This window comes from Caulobacter sp. 05L422, assembly GCF_056397765.1.
Map to the genome: position 1 here is coordinate 16,974 of NZ_JBFTOB010000007.1, position 19,123 is coordinate 36,096.

19 protein-coding genes are annotated in these 19,123 nt (G+C 68.7%); 9 read left to right on the plus strand and 10 right to left on the minus strand.

Annotated features, from left to right (window positions below; genetic code table 11):
- Window positions 1-100 precede the first annotated feature (100 nt).
- Window positions 101-718 (plus strand): DUF998 domain-containing protein, encoded by a 618-nt coding sequence (locus tag AC1DMQ_RS08390; RefSeq protein WP_477033264.1) that lies wholly within the window; start codon window positions 101-103, stop codon window positions 716-718.
- Here the strand turns inward: AC1DMQ_RS08390 and AC1DMQ_RS08395 are convergent.
- The 3 genes from AC1DMQ_RS08395 to AC1DMQ_RS08405 are packed head-to-tail and all read right to left on the minus strand — an operon-like array spanning window position 697 to window position 2,125.
- On the minus strand, window positions 697-1,248 hold the full coding sequence (locus tag AC1DMQ_RS08395) for a YbhB/YbcL family Raf kinase inhibitor-like protein (RefSeq protein ID WP_477033099.1): 552 nt from the start codon (window positions 1,246-1,248) through the stop codon (window positions 697-699). The genes AC1DMQ_RS08390 and AC1DMQ_RS08395 overlap by 22 nt on opposite strands.
- Before the next feature lie 49 nt (window positions 1,249-1,297).
- Entirely contained in the window at window positions 1,298-1,495 is a 198-nt protein-coding gene (locus AC1DMQ_RS08400; protein ID WP_477033100.1) for a hypothetical protein, read from the minus strand.
- Window positions 1,496-1,504: 9 nt separating this feature from the next.
- A complete protein-coding gene (locus AC1DMQ_RS08405; RefSeq protein ID WP_477033101.1) occupies window positions 1,505-2,125 on the minus strand; it encodes a TIGR02466 family protein in 621 nt (206 codons plus the stop codon).
- A 61-nt stretch (window positions 2,126-2,186) separates the two neighbouring features.
- Here AC1DMQ_RS08405 and AC1DMQ_RS08410 point away from each other — a divergent pair, with 61 nt between their 5' ends.
- Genes AC1DMQ_RS08410 through uvrC form a run of 3 tightly spaced genes read left to right on the plus strand, consistent with a single transcriptional unit; the run spans window position 2,187 to window position 4,647 of the window.
- Window positions 2,187-2,438, plus strand: a complete 252-nt coding sequence (locus AC1DMQ_RS08410; protein ID WP_477033102.1) for a hypothetical protein — start codon at window positions 2,187-2,189, stop codon at window positions 2,436-2,438.
- Between the two features lie 30 nt (window positions 2,439-2,468).
- Window positions 2,469-2,717, plus strand: a complete 249-nt coding sequence (locus tag AC1DMQ_RS08415; RefSeq protein WP_477033103.1) for a type II toxin-antitoxin system RelE/ParE family toxin — start codon at window positions 2,469-2,471, stop codon at window positions 2,715-2,717.
- A gap of 19 nt (window positions 2,718-2,736) precedes the next feature.
- The gene (gene uvrC, locus AC1DMQ_RS08420; RefSeq protein WP_477033104.1) at window positions 2,737-4,647 is read left to right on the plus strand and encodes an excinuclease ABC subunit UvrC; all 1,911 of its coding nucleotides are present in this window, start codon (window positions 2,737-2,739) and stop codon (window positions 4,645-4,647) included.
- Window positions 4,648-4,787: 140 nt separating this feature from the next.
- Here uvrC and AC1DMQ_RS08425 read toward each other — a convergent pair whose 3' ends face one another.
- The 5 genes from AC1DMQ_RS08425 to AC1DMQ_RS08445 all read right to left on the minus strand — a co-directional run bounded on the left by AC1DMQ_RS08425 (window position 4,788) and on the right by AC1DMQ_RS08445 (window position 11,155).
- Window positions 4,788-6,320, minus strand: a complete 1,533-nt coding sequence (locus AC1DMQ_RS08425; protein WP_477033105.1) for a cation:proton antiporter — start codon at window positions 6,318-6,320, stop codon at window positions 4,788-4,790.
- Between the two features lie 76 nt (window positions 6,321-6,396).
- Window positions 6,397-8,070, minus strand: a complete 1,674-nt coding sequence (locus AC1DMQ_RS08430) for a GH39 family glycosyl hydrolase (protein ID WP_477033106.1) — start codon at window positions 8,068-8,070, stop codon at window positions 6,397-6,399.
- 110 nt (window positions 8,071-8,180) lie between these two features.
- A complete protein-coding gene (locus AC1DMQ_RS08435) occupies window positions 8,181-9,347 on the minus strand; it encodes a saccharopine dehydrogenase family protein (protein WP_477033107.1) in 1,167 nt (388 codons plus the stop codon).
- 78 nt (window positions 9,348-9,425) lie between these two features.
- Window positions 9,426-9,887, minus strand: coding sequence for a hypothetical protein (locus AC1DMQ_RS08440; protein ID WP_477033108.1), 462 nt, complete (start codon window positions 9,885-9,887; stop codon window positions 9,426-9,428).
- Window positions 9,884-11,155 (minus strand): MFS transporter, encoded by a 1,272-nt coding sequence (locus AC1DMQ_RS08445; RefSeq protein WP_477033265.1) that lies wholly within the window; start codon window positions 11,153-11,155, stop codon window positions 9,884-9,886. Before AC1DMQ_RS08445 ends, AC1DMQ_RS08440 begins: the two co-directional genes overlap by 4 nt.
- 236 nt (window positions 11,156-11,391) lie before the next feature.
- Here AC1DMQ_RS08445 and AC1DMQ_RS08450 point away from each other — a divergent pair, with 236 nt between their 5' ends.
- Window positions 11,392-12,420, plus strand: a complete 1,029-nt coding sequence (locus AC1DMQ_RS08450) for an energy transducer TonB (protein WP_477033109.1) — start codon at window positions 11,392-11,394, stop codon at window positions 12,418-12,420.
- A 46-nt stretch (window positions 12,421-12,466) separates the two neighbouring features.
- Window positions 12,467-13,084, plus strand: a complete 618-nt coding sequence (gene pgsA / locus AC1DMQ_RS08455) for a CDP-diacylglycerol--glycerol-3-phosphate 3-phosphatidyltransferase (RefSeq protein WP_477033110.1) — start codon at window positions 12,467-12,469, stop codon at window positions 13,082-13,084.
- A 140-nt stretch (window positions 13,085-13,224) separates the two neighbouring features.
- Here pgsA and AC1DMQ_RS08460 read toward each other — a convergent pair whose 3' ends face one another.
- Both AC1DMQ_RS08460 and AC1DMQ_RS08465 read right to left on the minus strand, forming a co-directional pair.
- Window positions 13,225-13,386: a hypothetical protein gene (locus tag AC1DMQ_RS08460; protein WP_477033111.1), complete on the minus strand. Its 162-nt coding sequence runs from the start codon at window positions 13,384-13,386 to the stop codon at window positions 13,225-13,227.
- A gap of 86 nt (window positions 13,387-13,472) precedes the next feature.
- Entirely contained in the window at window positions 13,473-13,715 is a 243-nt protein-coding gene (locus AC1DMQ_RS08465; RefSeq protein WP_477033112.1) for a hypothetical protein, read from the minus strand.
- Between the two features lie 289 nt (window positions 13,716-14,004).
- On the opposite strand from AC1DMQ_RS08465, the gene AC1DMQ_RS08470 reads away from it, so the two are divergent.
- The 3 genes from AC1DMQ_RS08470 (at window position 14,005) to carB (ending at window position 18,978) form a co-directional block, all read left to right on the plus strand.
- Window positions 14,005-14,211, plus strand: coding sequence for a cold-shock protein (locus AC1DMQ_RS08470; RefSeq protein ID WP_007666377.1), 207 nt, complete (start codon window positions 14,005-14,007; stop codon window positions 14,209-14,211).
- A gap of 115 nt (window positions 14,212-14,326) precedes the next feature.
- Complete coding sequence (locus tag AC1DMQ_RS08475) at window positions 14,327-15,544, plus strand: patatin-like phospholipase family protein (RefSeq protein ID WP_477033113.1); 1,218 nt, start codon at window positions 14,327-14,329, stop codon at window positions 15,542-15,544.
- 140 nt (window positions 15,545-15,684) lie between these two features.
- Complete coding sequence (gene carB, locus AC1DMQ_RS08480) at window positions 15,685-18,978, plus strand: carbamoyl-phosphate synthase large subunit (protein WP_477033114.1); 3,294 nt, start codon at window positions 15,685-15,687, stop codon at window positions 18,976-18,978.
- Window positions 18,979-19,123 lie beyond the last annotated feature (145 nt).

Below are 19,123 nucleotides of genomic sequence, written 5' to 3' on the forward strand. Positions count from 1 at the left end.
GCCCCCACGCGGCGCGATCTGTACCCCGAACCAGCCGGAGACGGGACGAGTGATAAGCGTTGGAAACCTGTTGCGGATCGGCCTGGTCGTGCCCGCGATCATGGTGGCCGACGTCCTGCTGGCCCAGCACCTGTTTCCGGGCTTCGACGCCGGCGCGCAGTTCATCAGCGAGCTGGGCGGGCCCAAGGCGCCCAACCCCCTGATCTTCAACATCGGCATGATCCTGGCCGGCCTGGCCGGCGTCGCGGCCGGGGGCGGCTTCGCCCACGCCCTGGAGCACGCCGGCGGCCGTCGCCGGGTCTCGGCCTTCGCGGGCCTCTGGGTGGCGATGACCGGCCTGGGCGCCCTGTTCGCCGGCCTGTTCCATTGGCCCGACCCCATGCACCGCGCCTGCGGCGTGGGCCTGGCCATCCAGTTCGCCCCGCTGTTCACCGCCTGGGCGCTGTGGGGCAAGCCGGGGCATCGCCGCCTGGCGCGGTTCTCGCTGGGCTGGTTCTTCTTCCTGCTGGTGGTGCTGGCCCTGCTGACCGGGGTGTGGAACGTGCGGACCGGCAGCGACGTCGGCCTCTGGCAGCGCGGCCACGCGTTCCTGGGCCTGCTGTGGCTGGCCATCGCCGCCTTCTGCCTGGACCGCCACTGGCGCTCGCGCCAGGCGCCGACCGCCCCCAACGACGATCAGCCGACCTCCGACCCCGACTACGCGCCCGCCGCCTCGTAGGTGACGATCAGGTCGTCGGAGGCCAGGGCGTCGCCCTTCAGCGCGTTGACCAGGTCGGCCAGCGGCGTCCTGGCGTCGAACGGCAGGCGCTCGACCAGGGCGAAGATCTGGACGTGATAGTGGTGCACCCCGTGCCCGACCGGCGGGCGCGGGCCGAACCAGCCGATCGTGCCGTTGTCGTTGGTCCCCTGGGTGGCGCCGCCGATCAGCCCCAGGCTGGCCTCGTTCGGCAGGCCCTCGGGCAGGCTGGTGGCCTCGCCGGGGATGTTCCAGATCAGCCAGTGCACGAACGGCCGCTCGCGCGGGGCGTCGGGATCCTCGACGATGATCGCATAGGCCGCCGCGCCCTCGACCTGGGTCCAGATCAACGGCGGCGACAGGTTGTCGTGATAGGCGCTGTGTCGGTCGGCGAGGCGGCCGTCCAGGTCCGTTGCGGTGGTAGTCAGGACCAGGCTGTCGTCGCCGAACGGCTGGACCTTCTGCATGGTGATCGCTTCACCGGAATGATCGGGCGTCTGGGCGTGAGGCATGAAGCTTCTCCTGGAGTCGGAGAAGAAACCCGCCGATGTCGAGCCGGTTTCAACCGTCGCCGAAGCGGGTCGGCTTTCGTCGACGCGCCAACCGACGCGCGCCGAGCCAGAGGAGCGCGAGGAGCAGGCCCAGCGGAGGGATGATCCAAAGCGCTTCGACGACGACGGGCGGCACGATCCCGCAGTCGGCGACGCAGGTCAGCTGGTGGGTTTCGAGTTCCGACGAGGACGCTTGCGAACCGACCATCGCTCCCCCTTAGCGCCAGGCGTAGTTGAAGCTGAGGCTGATCCGCTGTTCCTCGGCCTGGTTGGGCGTCACCTCGTGGCGCAGCCAGCTTTCCCACATCAGGATCGCGCCCGGCGCGGGCTGGACATAGACGAACGGCTGCAGCGTCTCCGGCGCGTCGGCCAGACGCGTGGGCGCGGCCATCATCATCGGCAAGCGCGGATCCTCGAACTTCAGGGCCGAGGCGCCCGGCGGGATGGTCACATAGACCGTGCCGGAGATGACGCTGTGGGGATGGATGTGGCCGCTGTGCTGGCCGCCCGGCTCCAGGATGTTGATCCAGAAGCTGTCCATCACCAGCTTGCCGCCCGCCAGGTCGAACCGCAGGTCCTTGGCGAAGGCCGCCGCGTGCTTGTCGAGCTTCTTCTTCAGGTCGGCGAACAGGCTGTCGCGCTGGGCCAGGTCGTCCAGCGAGGCGTAGGAGGTGTAGCCCAGATAGCCCTTCTTCTCGGCCCAGGCCTGACCGGCCTCGTCGTCCTCGGCCACGGCGATGCAGGCGTCGTGCAGGTCGTCGATGAAGGCCTCGAAGCCCTTGTCGCCGGCCAGGCTGGCTTCGTAGAGCGGGGTGACGAAGAGCGGGCGCGTGGTCATGGCGTCGTCCATACCGCCCCGCCGCGTTGACGACAAACCGGGACGGGCGGATGATCACGTCATGGCTGATGGTGAAATCACTCTGAAGATCGATGGCGCGCGCGCTGAGCGCCTGAGGGCGCGCGCGGAAGCAGCGGGCCAGAGCGTGGAGGATTTTGCTCTACGGCTGCTCGAGGAAGATGCAGCGATCTGGGAAGAGGTCGATGCGATCTGCGATGCGACCATCGCGAATAACGACGGCATTCCACTGGAAGACCTCGAGCCGTGGATGCGCGGCTGGGGCAAATCGGACGGTCCCTCGCCACCGCGATGAAGCCTGTCGTTGTCACGCCACGCGCCTACGATGACGTGCGACGTCTGGAAGGGCTGGCTGATCGACAAGGACGCCAACGCCGCAACGCGCGTCGGTCCGCTGCTCTTCGAGGCGATGATGTCGCTCTCGGAATTTCCGGAACGCGGTGTTCGGGCGTTGCGGGCCCGCGGCAGAGAGCTGTTTATCCCGTTCGGCGCCAATGGTTACGTCATCCGCTATCGGGTCGAAGCCACGCGAGTGCTGATCGCGACCGTTCATCACAGCCTCGAAGATCGCTGACCGCATCAGACTCGCCTATATGTCGGGCGTGAACGATACGACGACTGACACCCCCGCCGAAAACGCCCTGAAGGGCGCCGCCCTGATCAAGGACGAGGTCTCGCGCCTGCCTGACGCGCCGGGCGTGTACCGGATGATCGGCGAGAACGAGGAAGTCCTCTACGTCGGCAAGGCCAGGAGCCTGAAGAAGCGCGTCGTGCAGTACGCGCAAGGCCGCTTCCACACCAACCGCATCGCCCACATGGTCGACGCCACGCGGTCGATGGAGTTCGTCACCACCCGCACCGAAGCCGACGCCCTGCTGCTCGAGATCAACCTGATCAAGTCGCTGAAGCCGCGCTTCAACGTGCTGCTGCGCGACGACAAGAGCTTCCCCGAGATCATGATCCGCCGCGATCACGACGCGCCGCAACTGCGCAAGCACCGCGGGGCGCACACGATCAAGGGCGACTATTTCGGGCCGTTCGCCAGCGCCGGGGCGGTGAATCGTACGCTCAACACCCTGCAGAAGGCGTTCCTGCTGCGCTCGTGCAGCGACAGCGTCTACGACACCCGCTCGCGACCCTGCATGCTGCACCAGATCAAGCGCTGCGCCGCGCCGTGCACCGGCCTGATCGGCAAGGACGACTACCAGGCCCTGGTCGACCAGGCCGAGGCCTTCCTGCGCGGCAAGTCCCGCGCGGTCATGGCGCTGATCGCCCAGCAGATGGAAGCGGCGGCCGAGGACCTGGAGTTCGAGCGCGCCGCCCGCCTGCGCGACCGCATCCGCGCCCTGGCCTCGGTGGCCCAGGAGAGCCAGATCAATCCCGAGACCGTGGACGAGGCCGACGTCGTGGCCCTGCATGTCGAGGGCGGCCAGGCCTGCGTGCAGGTGTTCTTCTTCCGGGCCGGGCAGAACTGGGGCAACCGCGCCTATTTCCCGCGCGTGACCGGCAACGCCGAGGACGAGGACGAGACCGCCACCGAGGAGCAGCGGATCCTGACCGCGTTCCTCGGCCAGTTCTACGACGACAAGCCGATCCCGCGCCTGATCCTGACCAATCTGGAGCCGGCCGACCGCGACCTGCTGGCCGAGGCCTTCTGCCTGAAGAGCGGCCGCAAGGTCGAGATCACCGCTCCCAAGCGCGGCGAGAAGGCCGATCTGGTCGGCCATGCGCTCACCAATGCGCGCGAAGCGCTTGGACGGAAAATGGCCGAGGGCAGCGCCCAGACCAAGCTGCTGGCGGGCGTCTGCGAGGCGTTCGGCCTGGAGGCCCCGCCCGAGCGGATCGAGGTCTACGACAACAGCCACATCCAGGGCACCAACGCCGTGGGCGGCATGATCGTGGCCGGGCCGGAAGGCTTCATGAAGGGCCAGTACCGCAAGTTCAACATCCGCTCGACCGAGCTGACGCCCGGCGACGACTACGGGATGATGAAGGAGGTCCTGCGCCGCCGCTTCGCCCGCCTGGTCAAGGAAGAGGAAGAGGGCGACAGCGAAAACCGCCCCGACCTGGTGCTGGTCGACGGCGGCAAGGGCCAGCTCGATGCGGCGCTGGAAGTCATGGCCGACCTGGGCGTCGACGACATCGCCATCGTCGGCGTGGCCAAGGGCCCGGACCGCGACGCCGGGCTGGAGCGGTTCTTCCTGCCCGACAAGACGCCCTTCATGCTCGAGCCCAAGTCGCCGGTGCTCTACTACCTCCAGCGCCTGCGCGACGAGGCCCACCGGTTCGCGATCGGGGCGCACCGCACGCGGCGCTCGATGGACCTGAAGAAGAACCCGCTCGACGAGATCGAGGGCGTGGGCCCGGGCCGCAAGAAGGCCCTGCTGCACGCGTTCGGTTCGGCCAAGGGCGTCAGCCGGGCGGGGGTCGAGGACCTGATGAAGGTGGACGGCGTCAGCCAGCCGCTGGCCGAGCGGATCCACGCGTTCTTCCGGAAGAGCTGACGGAGACCCTCCCCCTGTGGGGGAGGCGGCCGAAGGCCGGTGGGGGGACTTTTAGGGTCGGGGATCCAGACTACGACCGCCTGCCGAATACTCCCCCCTCCGATCGCTACGCGATCGCCTCCCCCACAGGGGGAGGGCCTTTATTCGCGGGCGCTCAACTCCAGCCAGTCAAACTCCTCCTCCAGCGCCCGATAGGCGTCATCGCCGATCTCCCCCCGCTGGCGCAGGTCGGCGATCGCCGTGCGGGAAACGGCCACCACCCGCCGGCGCAGGGCGTTCTCGGTGGAGTCCCGGGCGTCGGCGCCCTTCTTGGTCTGGTGCAGGGCGGCGCCGTACTCGCGGCGCAGGGCCTCGGCCGCCTGGGAGTCGTCGCCGTCCAGCTCGGCCAGGGCGGCCTTCAGCGCCTTGGCCCTCGCCACCTTCATCTCCTTGGCCACCGGATCGTCATCGGGCATGCGCAGCAGCGCCATCAGCGGCTTCAGGGTCAGGCCCTGGATCACCAGCGTGCCCAGCACCACCGCGAAGGCGGCCAGCAGGATGAAGTCGCGATAGGGGAAGCCCTCGGGCAGGGCCAGGGCGGCGGCCAGGGTGACCATCCCGCGCATGCCGCACCACGCGACCAGCAGCCCGCCCCGCGCCGTCGGCGGGGCCATGCTGGACCGCGCCAGGTGCAGGCCGAAGAACCGGTTCTTCACCCGCACGGCGCTGTTGTAGGTCATCACCCAGGCGATCCGCACGGCGATCACCGTGGCCAGGATCACCAGGGCGGCGCGCAGATAGTCCATCCGCTGGTGCGGCGACAGGGTCTCCAGGATCGGCCCGATCTGCAGGCCGATCAGGGTGAAGGCCAGGACGTTCAGCACCACCGTCACCGACTCCCAGACCGCGAAGGACGGGATGCGCAGCCGCGCCGACAGCTGCGCCGCCGGCCGCCAGGCCACGGTCACCCCGTAGACGACGATGGTCACCACCCCCGACAGGCCCAGCCGCTCGGCCAGGATCCACACCCCGAAGGTGGAGACGAACTGGACGATCACCGAACTGGGCACATCGGTGATCCGATGGAAGAACAGGCCGCTCACCCGCGCCAGGCCGTAGCCGACCACGACGCTGCCCACCGCCACCAGGGCCAGGGTCGGGGCGGCGTGGACCAGGCTGAAGCCGCCGCCGACCGCCCCCACCGCCAGGCGGTAGATCAGCAGGGCCGAGGCGTCGTTCAGCAGGCTCTCGCCCTCCAGGATCTTGAGGATCCGGTGCGGCGGCTGGATCTGGCGCAGCACGGCCAGGGCGGCCACGGCGTCGGGCGGCGCGACGATGGCCCCCAGGGCGATGGCCGCCGGCCAGGGCATGTCCGGAAACAGCATGCGCGCCGCCACCGCCACCCCCGCCGTCGTCAGGCTGACCGCGATCAGCACCAGGGCCGAGACCGGCCGCCAGTTGTCCTTCAGGTCGCGCAGCGAGGAGTCGTAGGCCGCGTCCAGCAGCACCGGGGCGATGAACAGGGCCAGGATCAGTTCCGGCTCCAGCTCAAGCCGAGGCGCGCCGGGGATCAGGGCGACGGCCGCCCCGCCCAGGGCCAGCAGGACCGGATAGGGCGCGCCGATCCGCCGGGCCAGGGCCGACAGCACCACCGCGCCCAACAGCAGGACCAGGATCCATTCGAAGATCAGCATTCGGCGAAGGTCGCCGCTGGCGGGCGGCTTGGCAAATCTAAAGCGCTCCGTCGACGCCCGCTTGGCGGCGGAACGGTCAGCTGGGGGTCAACACCAGGAGCGAGACGCCCTGGCGCGGCAGCATGAAATCCAACCGCGCCGCTCCACGCACCACCGGGATCGCCGACGGGTCCGGATCCAGCGTCGCCAGCCGCGAGGCCTCGATCAACGCCTTGCGCTGCGCCTCGGAGGGCGCGATCGGCGAGCCCATCGCCAACCAGGCGGCATAGCTGTTCGAATGGTCGCGATCGATGCGGTAGTGGACCAGCCGTGCGCCATGCGCGAACGCCCTCGGCAGGTGCGTGAGATCGACGCTCACCCGCGCATCCGGGCCGGCCAGATCGTCGTCGTGGTAGTGCCACACCAGGACCGACAGCTTGTCGCCGTCCCGCGTCGCCACGCTGCCGACGTCGGCGACGCCGCGCACGCCGTCGCGCATCATGTCGTCGAGCGAGGCTTCATGATCGGAGACGTCGGCGACATAGGTCCCGGTCATCTTCGAAAACAGCTTGAAGGCGTTCATGACCGGCAGGTCGACGCCCGCCGAGGTCAGCTGTCGAAAGCCGGCGAAATACGGCTGGTCCTCGAACTCGAACGCCCAGGTCAGGACGCCCTCCAGATTGAGCGCGCGCCGCCGCGCCAGGGCCTGGAGCCGCGGGAAGGAGGCGGCCGTATAGCTCGAATACATGGTCCCGTTGCGATAGGCGTTGGCCGGTCCCTGGCAGGCGGCGCAGCCCTCCGGGTCGGATTCGCCGATGATGATGGCCTTGTCCCGGAACACCGGATCGGCGGCGATCTGGGCGAACTCGTGATCGGCCGCTTTCAGATGCGCGGCGATGCCCATGCGGACATGACCCCGATCCCCGTCCTCCACGAATTTTGGGCTGCCCTTGGCGTGGAAGGACAGGAAGTCGACCGGCGTTCCGGCCGCCTTGGCGTGGTCCATGAAGGCGGTCATGTAGGTGTCGCCGGCGCCGGCGATGTCGGGTCCGCCGACCCGGGCTTCCGGCAAGGCGCGGCGGACGCCCTTGATGGCCGTGTCGTGCAGGCGGAAGAACTCCGCCTGGGTTCCGCCCCAATAGTACTGCGGCAGGTTGGGCTCGTTCCAGGTCTGGAAATACCAGCTGGCGACCTCGGCCCGGCCGTAGCGCTCCACGCAGTGGCGCACCCACTGATAGACCAGTTCCTCCCACTTGCCGTAGTCCTTGGGCGGATAGGCCCAGCCCGTGCGCAACGCGCCGCTGCCGGGGCGGAACTCGTGCTGGTAGGGCTGGGGCTTGGTCGACAGCGCCTCGGGCATGAACCCGATCTCGACATAGGGCTTCACGCCGCGGGCGCGATAGGTGTCGAAGATGCGGTCGACGATCGTCCAGTCATAGACCGGCCGCCCCTGCGCGTCCTCGGTGTAGACGTTGGTCGAGCCCCACTTGAGCGCCGGCGTGCCGTCGCCCGAGGTCAGCAGGTTATGCGTCCGGAAATAGACCTGGTCGGGGGCCAGTCCCCCGAGCGTCGCCAGGGTGGCGCGCCCGTCCTTCATCGTCGCGTAGTTCGGCTCGTCCGCCCCGAAGAACCGCCAGACCGGCTTGACCGGGTCCTGGGTCCGCGCGGCGTCGACCGTGATGGCGACGGGAAAGGCCTTGTCCTGCGCATCGGCCCTCGCGGCGACGAGAAGGCCAAGCGCCAGCACGGCGGCCGAGAACCATTTCCGCATGAGACTTCCGCTCCGACCGTTCTTGGCTTCCACGCGGGGAACCCGACGCGCTTTCATCAGACAAATATCTCGGATCGCCTGTCAAATCGCGGAGCGGTCAGCCGCTCGTCCTACTCCACCGCGAAAGCCAGCCCCGCCTTCGCCCCCAGCCGCTCCACCAGCTTGCCCCGCAGCGCCGCGCCGGGGGTCCAGATCCCGCCGGCCACCTCCGGCGTGTCGATCAGGCACAAGGCCGTCTCGGCGATCACCTTGCTGGTCGAGCCGTAGCCGGGGTCCTTGTCGCCCTTGACGCCGGCCCGGACCTGGCGGCCGTCGTCGGCGATCGCGACGAACAGCACGTCGTAGAAGCCGGCCTCGCGCTCTTCCTTGCTGGGCCCCTCGCCCGGCTTGGGACCGCCCTCCGCCCCCATCGAGGCGTTGGCCAGGCCGACGGCCTTGGCGGCGGCCTCGCCGCCCTCGCCAGGACCGGTCAGGATCATCTCGTCATAGACGAAGTCGGCCCCGTACGGCTGGTCCATCAGCCAGTTGGAGCGGTGGACGTTGCGGGTGTTGATCGCCGCCATCACGAACGGGGCGGCCCACGAGCCCAGGTCCTCGTCGAAGGCCACGGCCGCGCCGTGCGGCTGCTTGGGGCCGACGAAGTCGGGGGTCAGGGCGAAGGGGTCCTTCAGGTATTCCAGGATTTGCGGGTCGCGCATCGCCGCGGCCAGGGTGGCCTTCAGGCTGGCCGCCGTACCGCCCGAGAACGTGCCGCGCATGGCCCGCACCCGGCCCTTCACGCGGGCGACGGGACCGCCGAACCGCTTGGCCGCCTCCTGCTGCACGAACCAGACGCCCAGTTCGAACGGGATGGAGTCGAAGCCGCAGGAGAACAGGATTCGCGCGCCGCTGTCCCTGGCCGTCCGTTCATGGGCGTCGATCATCTGGCGCATCCAGGCCGGCTCGCCGCACAGGTCCAGATAGTCGGTCCCGGCCTCAGCGCAGGCGGCGACCAGGTCGGAGCCGTACAGCTGGTAAGGGCCGACTGTGGTCAGGACCGCCTTGGTCCGCTGGACCATGCGGCGCAGCGAGGCCGGACTGTCGGCGTCGGCGACGATCAGCGGGATGTCCGCGGGAGCGCCGACCTCGTCGCGCACGGCGGCCAGCTTGTCGGCGTTGCGGCCCGACATCGCCCAGCGGACGTCGGGGTGATGTTTGGCGAAGTGCTCGGCCACCAGCCGGCCGGTGAAACCGGTCGCGCCGTGGACGATGACGTCGAAGTCCGCGCTGGGGTTCATGAGGTCGCCTCCCGAGATCTTATCGTTGGAGGCAGAGTGGCGCGGATGAGCGAGCGGATCAAACGCTCGTTGGGACGACTACCAGGTGTTGTCGATCGGTCGCGTCAGCAGCAGGCGATCGCCGCGCCAGACCTTGAGGATCAGGTGATCCCCGCTCGGCCGCCCGTTGTCGAGCACGGGGTCGAGATAAGCGACGCGGACGGTCTGGCCGCGCAGTTCCTCGGGAATGATGGCGAGGCAATCGTGGGGCGGTCCGTATGATCGTCCGCCCTTGTGAAGGACGCATCCCAGGGACAGCGCCTTTCCGTCAGCCGCCTCGAACTTGTAGCCGAACCGATAGGCGTAACCGAAGGTGTCGGTCGCGAAACGCCCTTCGACGACTATCGGTCGAGGATCGGCGGGCGGACGCCAGCGTTGGCGCGCGCCCCCATCGTTCATCCGCTGGACGGTGATGGCGACCAGGGCGACCACGAAACAGAATATCAGGCCGGCGCCCAGGACTTCGATAACCCGCCCAGTCTTTGAGCGGGGCGTGGTCATGCGGCCTTCGGCTTCAGCGCCAGCAGGCCCCCAAAGCTCAACGCCGCCGCCACCGCCAGGTAGGCGCCCACCGGGGCCAGCCCGCCCCTGTCCGCCAGCGCCTGGGCGATCATCGGCGCCAGGCCGCCGCCCAGGATGCCGCCGACGTTGAACGCGGCCGAGGCGCCGGTGTAGCGCACCCGGGCCGGGAACAGGTCGGGCAGGAAGGCGCCCAGGGGTCCGTAGACGAAGCCCATGACCAGCAGGCCCAGGGCCAGGAACAGGCCGATGGTCGGCAGCGAGCCGGCGACCATCATCACCGGCAGCAGGGCGCCGACCCCGACGGTCATGGCGCAGCCGGCCATCAGCACCCGGCGCGGGCTGGTGGCGTCGGCCCAGTAGCCGGCGACGACGATGCCGGCGGCCATGAACAGGATGGCGATCAACTGGGCGCTCAGCATGGCCGTGCGGCCGTAGGCCAGGTCCTTGGCGCCGTAGCCCAGCGCGAAAGCGGTCATCATGTAGTAGACGGCGAAGCAGCAGATGGCCGCCAGGGTCCCGCACAGGGTGGCCTTCCAGTGGTCGCGCAGCAGTTCGCCCAGCGGCACGGCGGGCGGCGCCTCGTGGGCGATGGCGGCGGCGAAGGCCGGCGTCTCGGTCAGCTTCAGGCGGATCCACAGCCCCACCCCGACCAGGACGACGCTGCCCAGGAACGGCAGGCGCCAGCCCCAGGCCAGGAACTGCTCGGGCGTCAGGATCAGGCCCAGGATCAGGAACAGGCCGTTGGCGGCGATGAAGCCCACCGGCGCGCCCAGCTGGGGGAACATGCCGAAGCGGGCCCGCCAGCCGGGAGGCGCGTTCTCGACGGCCAGCAGCGCCGCTCCGCCCCACTCTCCGCCCAGGCCGAAGCCCTGTCCGAACCGCAGCAGGCACAGCAGGGTCGGGGCCAGCCAGCCGGCCATGGCGTAGGTGGGCAGGAAGGCGATGGCCAAGGTCGATCCGCCCATCAGCACCAGCGAGGCCACCAGCGTCGACTTGCGGCCGATCCGGTCGCCGAAATGGCCGAACACCGCCGCGCCCAGGGGCCGGGCCAGGAACGCCACGCCCAGGCTGGCGAAGGCCGCCATCTGCTGCAGGCTAGGCGACTTGGACGGGAAGAACAGCTGGCCGAACACCAGCGAGGCCGCCGTGGCGTAGATGTAGAAGTCGTAGAACTCGACCGCCGTGCCGACGAGGCTGGCCGTCAGCACCCGGCGATTGGAATTGGTCGCGGTCGGATTTTGGCTCATGGCGCCCTCGAAGAACTTGGCCATGGCTTGGCGTCATGCGGACGTCGCGTCAACCACCCGCGCGAAAATCGACCCCGATCGGCGCGAACGCCCCCCGATAAGGGAGCGTTTCGTTCTCCTTTCGGCGAATGTCCGCACGAAGCTTTCACCGCTGGCCGCCCCACAGATCAGCCTTGCGCCAAGCCGCGCCTATTCCATAGGTTGATGGGGCCGCGTATCGACAGGGAGGGGAAGCGATGCATCGGACCTTTGGTTTTGTCGCCTTGCTCGCGGCCTTGGCGGCGCCAGGCTTGGCCGGCGCCCAGCGCTCCGGCCTCCAGATCGCGCCGCTGGCGCCGATCGAGATCCCGACTCTTGGAGCCATCACGCCCGATATCCGGGCCTACTATCCCGAACAGGCCCTGCTCCTGGGCGTCGCCGGCCGAGCCGTGCTGGACTGCCAGGCCAATGACGACGGCACGCTCAGCGACTGCAAACTGCTGAGCGAATTGCCGAAAGGCTACGATTTCGGCGTCGCCGCCCTGAGGATGGCCAAGGTGCAGTTGGCGCCCTGGAGCGGTCAGACCGGCGGCCGCGTGACCGTGCCCGTCGACTTCAACCCCGCCGACGCCAAGCCGGCCCGGACCAGACCGTACCGTCCGCCCGCGGGTCCGCCCCGCCGCCTGGCCGGTCAGCCGTCGACGCCCGCCGGCCGGGTCAAGCCTGGCGAGACCATCGTCACCGAACCCTTCGCCTACAACCGCACCGCCGTGCTGACCAACGAGGTCACGGGCCACACCCTGCTGGTCATGGGCCTGAAGATCCCGGCCGGCAGCCCGGGCTTCTACGCGGGTCAGTTCGGCACGGGCCCCGGGCGCGCGGTCAACACCTGGTGCTTCGTGCCGCCGCCCAAGAAGGACCGCTTCAAGCCCACCTGCCTGATGCTCTATCGGGACGAGGCCGCCGTGGTTCCCCGGGTGGCCAACGGCTACGCTTTCTCGAGCTTCGGCATACCGTCGTCGGGACGCATGGACTACGCCAACAGCCCGACGTTCGAGGAAAAATCCGTCGAGATCCCTGGCGACCTGCGCCTGGACTATCGCCTGCGTCGCTGGACCAAGACCTGGGCCGAGGTGGAGATCTGGGCCAATGGCGAGATCGCCGACCTCAAGGTGGCGGCCAAGGGTCCCGACGGCCGCGCCCGCCTGGAAACCTTGGGCGGCGTCTACTGGCTCAGCCAGCCCGCCGACGATCCCAAGGCCGCCGTGGTGGAGGCGGCGACTTAGCGGGCCCCATAGCCCTTCGCGGCGTTCATGCGTTAGAACCTCCGCCATGAAAGCCCTGCCCAACATCCTGACCTCCGCGCGCCTCGTCATCGCGCTGTTCATGTTCGTGGCCCTGGCCGCGGCGGCGGGCGGCGTGCCCTGGCTGAGCGAACAGCTCACCGGCGAGCAGCAGCTGTCGCTGCAGCGCTGGGCGTTCTGGGCGTTCGTGGTGGCGGCGGTGACCGACTTCTTCGACGGCTGGCTGGCCCGCAAGCTCGACGCGGTCAGCATCTGGGGCGCGATCCTCGACCCGATCGGCGACAAGATCCTGGTCTGCGGCGCCCTGCTGGGCCTGATGGCCCTGGGCCCCAACCCGCTGGTGATCCTGCCCTCGGGCCTGATCCTGTTCCGCGAATTCGCCGTCAGCGCCCTGCGCGAGGTCGGGGCCGGCAAGGGGATCAAGCTGCCCGTCACCGTGCTGGCCAAGTGGAAGACCACCCTGCAGCTGGTGGCGATCGGGGCCGAGATGATCCTGGTCTCGTGGTCCGCCTTCCACCTGCCGAACGATCCGGCGATCGTGACCCCGGCCACCTACGCCACCCACGGCCTGCTGTGGCTGGCCGCCGTGGTGACCCTGATCACTGGGGCGCAGTACTGGGAAGCGGCAAGGAAGGCGCTGGTTTAGGGGGCTAGAACCTGCCCCCTACTGGCTTCGGCCCTCTTCCCCCAGAGGGGGAAGAGGATGCCGCGCTTGATGTCCTCCGCCCCCTATGGGGGCGGACAGACCGCAAAGCGGTCAGGTGGGGGCAAGTGAGGGAGCCGCTGCTATTCCGCCGCCAGCAGCAACGGCTCGTCGTCCTCGATCGCGTCGGGATCGGTCGGGCCGTGCAGCAGCCATTCGGTGTCGGGCGCGTCGTGACCCGCTCGGGTCCGCTCCGCCCGCATCATCAGGGCCAGCCAGCCGGCCCCTGCCGTCAGAAACACCATGATCGCCTCCGAAGCGCTCCGTCACTATTGAGAATGACTATCAATAACGACGGAGGCAAGGCGTCTTTGCGGTGTGATTTCCGTGTTTAGGCGGCTTCGGCCGCTGAAGCGGCCTTGCGGCGGGCGGCGGCGGTGGCGCCGCGCTTCTTGGTGGCCGCTTCCAGGGTGACCTGACGACGCTTGGAGGCTTCAAGCTCGAGCACGGGCAGCACTTCCGCCGCGGCCAGCCGCTGGGCCGGGGTGCCCACGATGTCCAGGCGACGGGCATTGGCCAGGAGCGAGACCAGCTCCTGGTCGTTCAGCAGAGGAATCCGCTCGATCAGGGTCATACTTAGCTCCTCGAAAGTCAGCAATTCACGCAGTAGCGCGACAGAAGTACCTTAACGTTCAAGGCGGCGCTTGGGGTCCAAAACTATTTGCGATTCAAGTCGATTCACGAATTCACTTGCCCCAGGCGGTTTCTAGGCTCATGGTGGATTATCGAAATTCGCTGACGTTCGGCCTGCTTTTCCATGCCCTCTTCACGAGAGCGCCGGACGCGCCCACCGACCCCCAACGAAATTTGATCGCCGTGCGGAACGATTCCGCCGACGAATATTGACTGCAAGGACTACCACTATGGCTACCGGCACCGTGAAATGGTTCAACGGCACCAAGGGCTTCGGCTTCATCCAACCTGACGACGGCGGCGCCGACGTTTTCGTGCACATCTCGGCCGTTGAACGCGCCGGTCTGCGCGGCCTGGACGAAGGTCAGAAGATCACCTACGAACTCGAGCGCGACAACCGCTCGGGCAAGATGTCGGCGGGCCAACTGCAGGCTTAATCGCCTCACGCTCACGAGATTTGGAATGGGTCGGCGCCTGGCGCCGGCCCATTTTTCTTGCGCGCTCTCCCAGGCCGTAACAGGGTTTCGGCAGAGAACCTCCCCAAGAGCCCCCATGCGCGCAGCCCGCCTCCTCGCCGTCGTCCTGGCCGCCGTCTGGCTTTCGGCCTGCGGATCCCTGTCGCGCGACGTCTACAGCGCCAGCGACCTGGCGGGACCCGCGCCCCAGGGCCTGGCCGAGCTGCGCTTCAACGCCAGCGACAGCGACAGCGACGCGGCCGTCCGTTTCGCAGAGCCGGCCCGCAAGCGCGCCTCGACCCAGCGCACCTTCGACGTCCTGGCCCTGTCGGGCGGCGGCTCGAACGGGGCCTACGGGGCAGGCGTTCTCGCCGGCTGGACCAAGCGCGGCGAGCGGCCCGAGTTCGACATCGTCACCGGCGTCTCGACCGGCGCCCTGACCGCCCCCTTCGCCTTCCTCGGCCCCTCCTGGGACGACCGCCTGACCGAGGCCTATACCGGCAAGGCGGCCGGCAAGATCCTCAAGCCCCGCGGCCTGGGCATGCTGTTCCACCCCAGCGTCTACAGCGCCGCCGGCCTGCGCGAACTGGTTGACCTCAATGTCACCGACGACCTGCTGCAGGCCATCGTCGCCGAGCACAAGCGCGGCCGCCGCCTGTTGATCGCCACCACCAATCTCGACACCGAGGAGACGGTGATCTGGGACATGGGCGCGATCGCCCTGCGCGGCGACCCGGCCTCGCGCCAGCTGTTCAAGGAGGTGCTGGTGGCCTCGGCCAGCATTCCCGGCGTCTTCCCGCCCACCCTGATCGAGATCCAGGGCCCCAATGGCGAGAAGGGGGGCCGGCATCTGTCGGAGATGCATGTCGACGGCGGGGTCACCATCCCGTTCTTCGTGGCCCCGGAGTCGCTGCTGCTGTGGACCGCCGCCAAGGGCCAGGTCCGGCCCGGGCGGCTTTACGTGATCGTCAACGGCAAGGTCGGCGGCACCTTCGGCTTCACCAAGGGCAAGGCCGGGGCGATCGTCGGCCGCTCTTGGGACGCGATGAGCAAGGCCCTGATGCGCACCCACCTGGCCGCCAGCAGCGCGTTTGCCCGCCGCAACGGCGGACAGCTGTTCTACGCGGCCATTCCCGACAGCGCGGATCTCGACACTTCCGGCATGGATTTCGCCAACGACAACCGCGCGGCCCTGTTCCGCATGGGCTTCGAGCGGGCCGAGGCCGGCTGGGCCTGGAGCCTGACCGACGAGCCCGCCGAGGTCCCGCCCGCCCAACCCGCCGTCCCCGCGCCGCCGGCGATCAGCGGTCAGTGAAACGTGAGTGGGGACAGGGTCCGACTCCAGGGTTGCGCCAAACCGACTCCCTCTCTAAACGGGCGGCTTAACCTGCAAGATGGTCGGCAGCGGGCGCGCGGATGTGCGCGACCGTGTCTCTGCGCGCGAGTTTTACCCCTATGCCCAAAAGAACAGACATCTCCTCGATCCTGATCATCGGCGCCGGCCCGATCGTCATCGGCCAGGCGTGCGAGTTCGACTATTCGGGCGTCCAGGCGTGCAAGGCCCTGCGCGCGGAAGGCTACCGGATCATCCTGGTCAACTCGAACCCGGCCACGATCATGACCGATCCGGACGTGGCGGACGCGACCTATATCGAGCCGATCACCCCGGACATGGTCGAGAAGATCATCGCCAAGGAACGGCCCGACGCCCTGCTGCCGACCATGGGCGGCCAGACCGCGCTGAACACCGCCCTGGCCCTGGAAGCAAGCGGCGCCCTGAAGAAGTACGGCGTCGAGATGATCGGCGCCAAGGCCGAGGTCATCGACAAGGCCGAGGACCGCCAGAAGTTCCGCGACGCCATGGACAAGCTGGGTCTGGAAAGCCCCAAGTCCAAGGCCGCCCACAACATGGACGAGGCGCGCGAGGGCCTGGAGTTCGTCGGCCTGCCGGCGATCATCCGCCCCAGCTTCACCCTGGCCGGCACCGGCGGCGGCATCGCCTACAATGTCGAGGAATTCGAGGAGATCGTCGCGCGCGGTCTGGACCTCTCGCCGACCACCGAAGTGCTGATCGAAGAGAGCGTGCTCGGCTGGAAGGAGTACGAGATGGAAGTGGTCCGCGACACGGCGGACAACTGCATCATCGTCTGCTCGATCGAGAACATCGACCCGATGGGCGTCCACACCGGCGACTCGATCACCGTCGCCCCGGCCCTGACCCTGACGGACAAGGAATACCAGTGGATGCGCGCGGCCTCGATCGCCGTGCTGCGCGAGATCGGCGTCGAGACGGGCGGGTCGAACGTCCAGTTCGCCGTGAACCCCGCTGACGGCCGCATGGTCGTGATCGAGATGAACCCGCGCGTGTCGCGCTCGTCGGCCCTGGCCTCGAAGGCCACCGGCTTCCCGATCGCCAAGGTCGCCGCCCGCCTGGCCGTCGGCTACACCCTGGACGAGCTGAAGAACGACATCACCGGCGGCGCGACCCCGGCCTCGTTCGAGCCCAGCATCGACTACGTCGTCACCAAGATCCCGCGCTTCGCCTTCGAGAAGTATCCGGGCAGCGAGCCCCTGCTGACCACCGCCATGAAGTCGGTCGGCGAAGTGATGGCCATCGGCCGCACCTTCAAGGAAAGCGTCCAGAAGGCCCTGCGCGGCCTGGAAACCGGCCTGAACGGTTTCGACGAGATCGAGATCGCCGGCGCCGACGACCCGGACACCGGCCGCGCGGCCGTGATCCGCGCCCTGGGCACCCCGACGCCGGACCGCCTGCGCGTCATCGCCCAGGCCTTCCGCCACGGCCTGACCGTGGAAGAGGTCAACGCCGCCTGCAGCTACGAGCCGTGGTTCCTGCGCCAGATCGCCGAGCTGATCCGCCAAGAGGGCTGGGTCCGGGCCGGCGGCCTGCCGACCGACGCCCAAGGCTTCCGGGCGCTGAAGGCCCAGGGCTTCTCCGACGCCCGCCTGGCCAAGCTGACCGGCGGGACCGAGAAGGCCGTCCGCAAGGCCCGCCAGGACCTGAACGTCCGCCCGGTCTTCAAGCGCATCGACAGCTGCGCCGGCGAGTTCGCGGCCACCACGCCCTACATGTACTCGACCTACGAGACCGGCGCCCTGGGCCAGATCCCCGAGTGCGAGAGCCTGCCTTCGAACCGCAAGAAGGCGGTGATCCTGGGCGGCGGTCCCAACCGGATCGGCCAGGGCATCGAGTTCGACTACTGCTGCTGCCACGCGGCGTTTGCCCTGGACGCGATCGGCATCGAGTCGATCATGGTCAACTGCAACCCCGAGACCGTCTCGACCGACTACGACACCTCCGACCGCCTGTACTTCGAGCCCCTGACGGCCGAGGACGTGCTGGAGCTGCTGCATGTCGAGATGAGCAACGGCGCCCTGGCCGGCGTCATCGTCCAGTTCGGCGGCCAGACGCCGCTGAAGCTGGCCCACGCCCTGGAAGAAGCCGGGATCCCGATCCTGGGCACCAGCCCCGACGCCATCGACCTGGCCGAGGACCGCGAGCGCTTCCAGCAGTTGCTGAACGGCCTGGACATCGCCCAGCCCGAGAACGCCATCGCCCGCACCTGGGACGAGGCCCGCGCCAAGGGCGACAAGATCGGCTTCCCGTTCGTGATGCGTCCGTCCTACGTGCTGGGCGGCCGGGGCATGGAGATCATCCGCGATCACGAGCACCTGGAACGCTACATCACCAACACCGGCGAGATCTCGTTCGAGCACCCGATCCTGCTGGACCACTATTTGAGCCGCGCCACCGAAGTGGACGTCGACGCCCTGTGCGACGGCAAGGACGTGTTCGTGGCCGGCGTGCTGGAGCATATCGAGGAAGCCGGCGTCCACTCGGGCGACAGCGCCTGCTCGATGCCGCCCTTCTCGCTGAAGGCCGAAACCGTCGAGGAGCTGAAGCGCCAGACCGTCAAGATGGCCCTGGCCCTGAACGTCCGTGGCCTGATGAACGTGCAGTTCGCCATCGAGGAGCCGCACGGCGAGAACCCGCGCATCTACGTGCTGGAAGTGAACCCCCGCGCCTCGCGCACCGTGCCGTTCGTAGCCAAGACCATCGGCCAGCCGGTAGCCGCCATCGCCGCCAAGATCATGGCCGGCGAGACCCTGGCCAGCTTCGGCCTGAAGGACGTTCCCTACGACCACATCGCGGTCAAGGAAGCGGTGTTCCCGTTCGCCCGCTTCGCCGGCGTCGACACGGTCCTGGGCCCGGAAATGCGCTCGACCGGCGAGGTCATGGGCCTGGACTGGATCCGCGAGGGCGAGAACGGCCTGGGCCCCGCCTTCGCCCGCGCCTTCGCCAAGAGCCAGCTGGGCGGCGGCGTCAACCTGCCGACCACGGGCACGGCCTTCGTGTCGGTCAAGGAAAGCGACCGGCCGTGGATCGTCGAGCCGGTGAAGCTCTTGCAAGCCGCAGGCTTCAAGGTGCTGTCGACGGTCGGCACCCGCGGCTACCTGGCCGAGCAGGGCGTCGAGGTCGAGCTGGTCAAGAAGGTCCTGGAAGGCCGCCCGCACATCGTCGACGTGATGAAGAACGGCGGCGTCCAGCTGGTGTTCAACACCACCGAAGGCAAGCAGGCCCTGGAGGACAGCTTCGAGATCCGCCGCACGGCGCTGATGATGAAGGTGCCCTACTACACCACCAGCGCTGGTGCGCTGGCCGCGGCCCAGGCCATCTCCTCGGCCCCCGCCGAGACGCTCGAGGTTCGCCCGCTGCAGAGCTACCAGTAAGCCCTCTTCCTTCTCCCCTTGCGGGAGAAGGTGGCGCGCAGCGCTGGATGAGGGGTCGAAAGACGCAAGCCGCCGCGATCCGCCGAAAGGCCGGTCGCGGCGGTTTTCGTTTGCGTGACCCCTCACCAGACGGCCTCCGGCCGCC

What these genes read in the sequence shown, in the direction of transcription:
- AC1DMQ_RS08390 (WP_477033264.1), top strand. Translation starts at nt 101, where the DNA reads ATGGTGGCCGACGTCCTGCTGGCCCAGCACCTGTTTCCGGGCTTCGAC.
- AC1DMQ_RS08395 (WP_477033099.1), bottom strand. Translation starts at nt 1,248, where the DNA reads ATGCCTCACGCCCAGACGCCCGATCATTCCGGTGAAGCGATCACCATG.
- AC1DMQ_RS08400 (WP_477033100.1), bottom strand. Translation starts at nt 1,495, where the DNA reads ATGGTCGGTTCGCAAGCGTCCTCGTCGGAACTCGAAACCCACCAGCTG.
- AC1DMQ_RS08405 (WP_477033101.1), bottom strand. Translation starts at nt 2,125, where the DNA reads ATGACCACGCGCCCGCTCTTCGTCACCCCGCTCTACGAAGCCAGCCTG.
- AC1DMQ_RS08410 (WP_477033102.1), top strand. Translation starts at nt 2,187, where the DNA reads ATGGCTGATGGTGAAATCACTCTGAAGATCGATGGCGCGCGCGCTGAG.
- AC1DMQ_RS08415 (WP_477033103.1), top strand. Translation starts at nt 2,469, where the DNA reads ATGACGTGCGACGTCTGGAAGGGCTGGCTGATCGACAAGGACGCCAAC.
- uvrC (WP_477033104.1), top strand. Translation starts at nt 2,737, where the DNA reads ATGTCGGGCGTGAACGATACGACGACTGACACCCCCGCCGAAAACGCC.
- AC1DMQ_RS08425 (WP_477033105.1), bottom strand. Translation starts at nt 6,320, where the DNA reads ATGCTGATCTTCGAATGGATCCTGGTCCTGCTGTTGGGCGCGGTGGTG.
- AC1DMQ_RS08430 (WP_477033106.1), bottom strand. Translation starts at nt 8,070, where the DNA reads ATGCGGAAATGGTTCTCGGCCGCCGTGCTGGCGCTTGGCCTTCTCGTC.
- AC1DMQ_RS08435 (WP_477033107.1), bottom strand. Translation starts at nt 9,347, where the DNA reads ATGAACCCCAGCGCGGACTTCGACGTCATCGTCCACGGCGCGACCGGT.
- AC1DMQ_RS08440 (WP_477033108.1), bottom strand. Translation starts at nt 9,887, where the DNA reads ATGACCACGCCCCGCTCAAAGACTGGGCGGGTTATCGAAGTCCTGGGC.
- AC1DMQ_RS08445 (WP_477033265.1), bottom strand. Translation starts at nt 11,155, where the DNA reads ATGAGCCAAAATCCGACCGCGACCAATTCCAATCGCCGGGTGCTGACG.
- AC1DMQ_RS08450 (WP_477033109.1), top strand. Translation starts at nt 11,392, where the DNA reads ATGCATCGGACCTTTGGTTTTGTCGCCTTGCTCGCGGCCTTGGCGGCG.
- pgsA (WP_477033110.1), top strand. Translation starts at nt 12,467, where the DNA reads ATGAAAGCCCTGCCCAACATCCTGACCTCCGCGCGCCTCGTCATCGCG.
- AC1DMQ_RS08460 (WP_477033111.1), bottom strand. Translation starts at nt 13,386, where the DNA reads ATGGTGTTTCTGACGGCAGGGGCCGGCTGGCTGGCCCTGATGATGCGG.
- AC1DMQ_RS08465 (WP_477033112.1), bottom strand. Translation starts at nt 13,715, where the DNA reads ATGACCCTGATCGAGCGGATTCCTCTGCTGAACGACCAGGAGCTGGTC.
- AC1DMQ_RS08470 (WP_007666377.1), top strand. Translation starts at nt 14,005, where the DNA reads ATGGCTACCGGCACCGTGAAATGGTTCAACGGCACCAAGGGCTTCGGC.
- AC1DMQ_RS08475 (WP_477033113.1), top strand. Translation starts at nt 14,327, where the DNA reads ATGCGCGCAGCCCGCCTCCTCGCCGTCGTCCTGGCCGCCGTCTGGCTT.
- carB (WP_477033114.1), top strand. Translation starts at nt 15,685, where the DNA reads ATGCCCAAAAGAACAGACATCTCCTCGATCCTGATCATCGGCGCCGGC.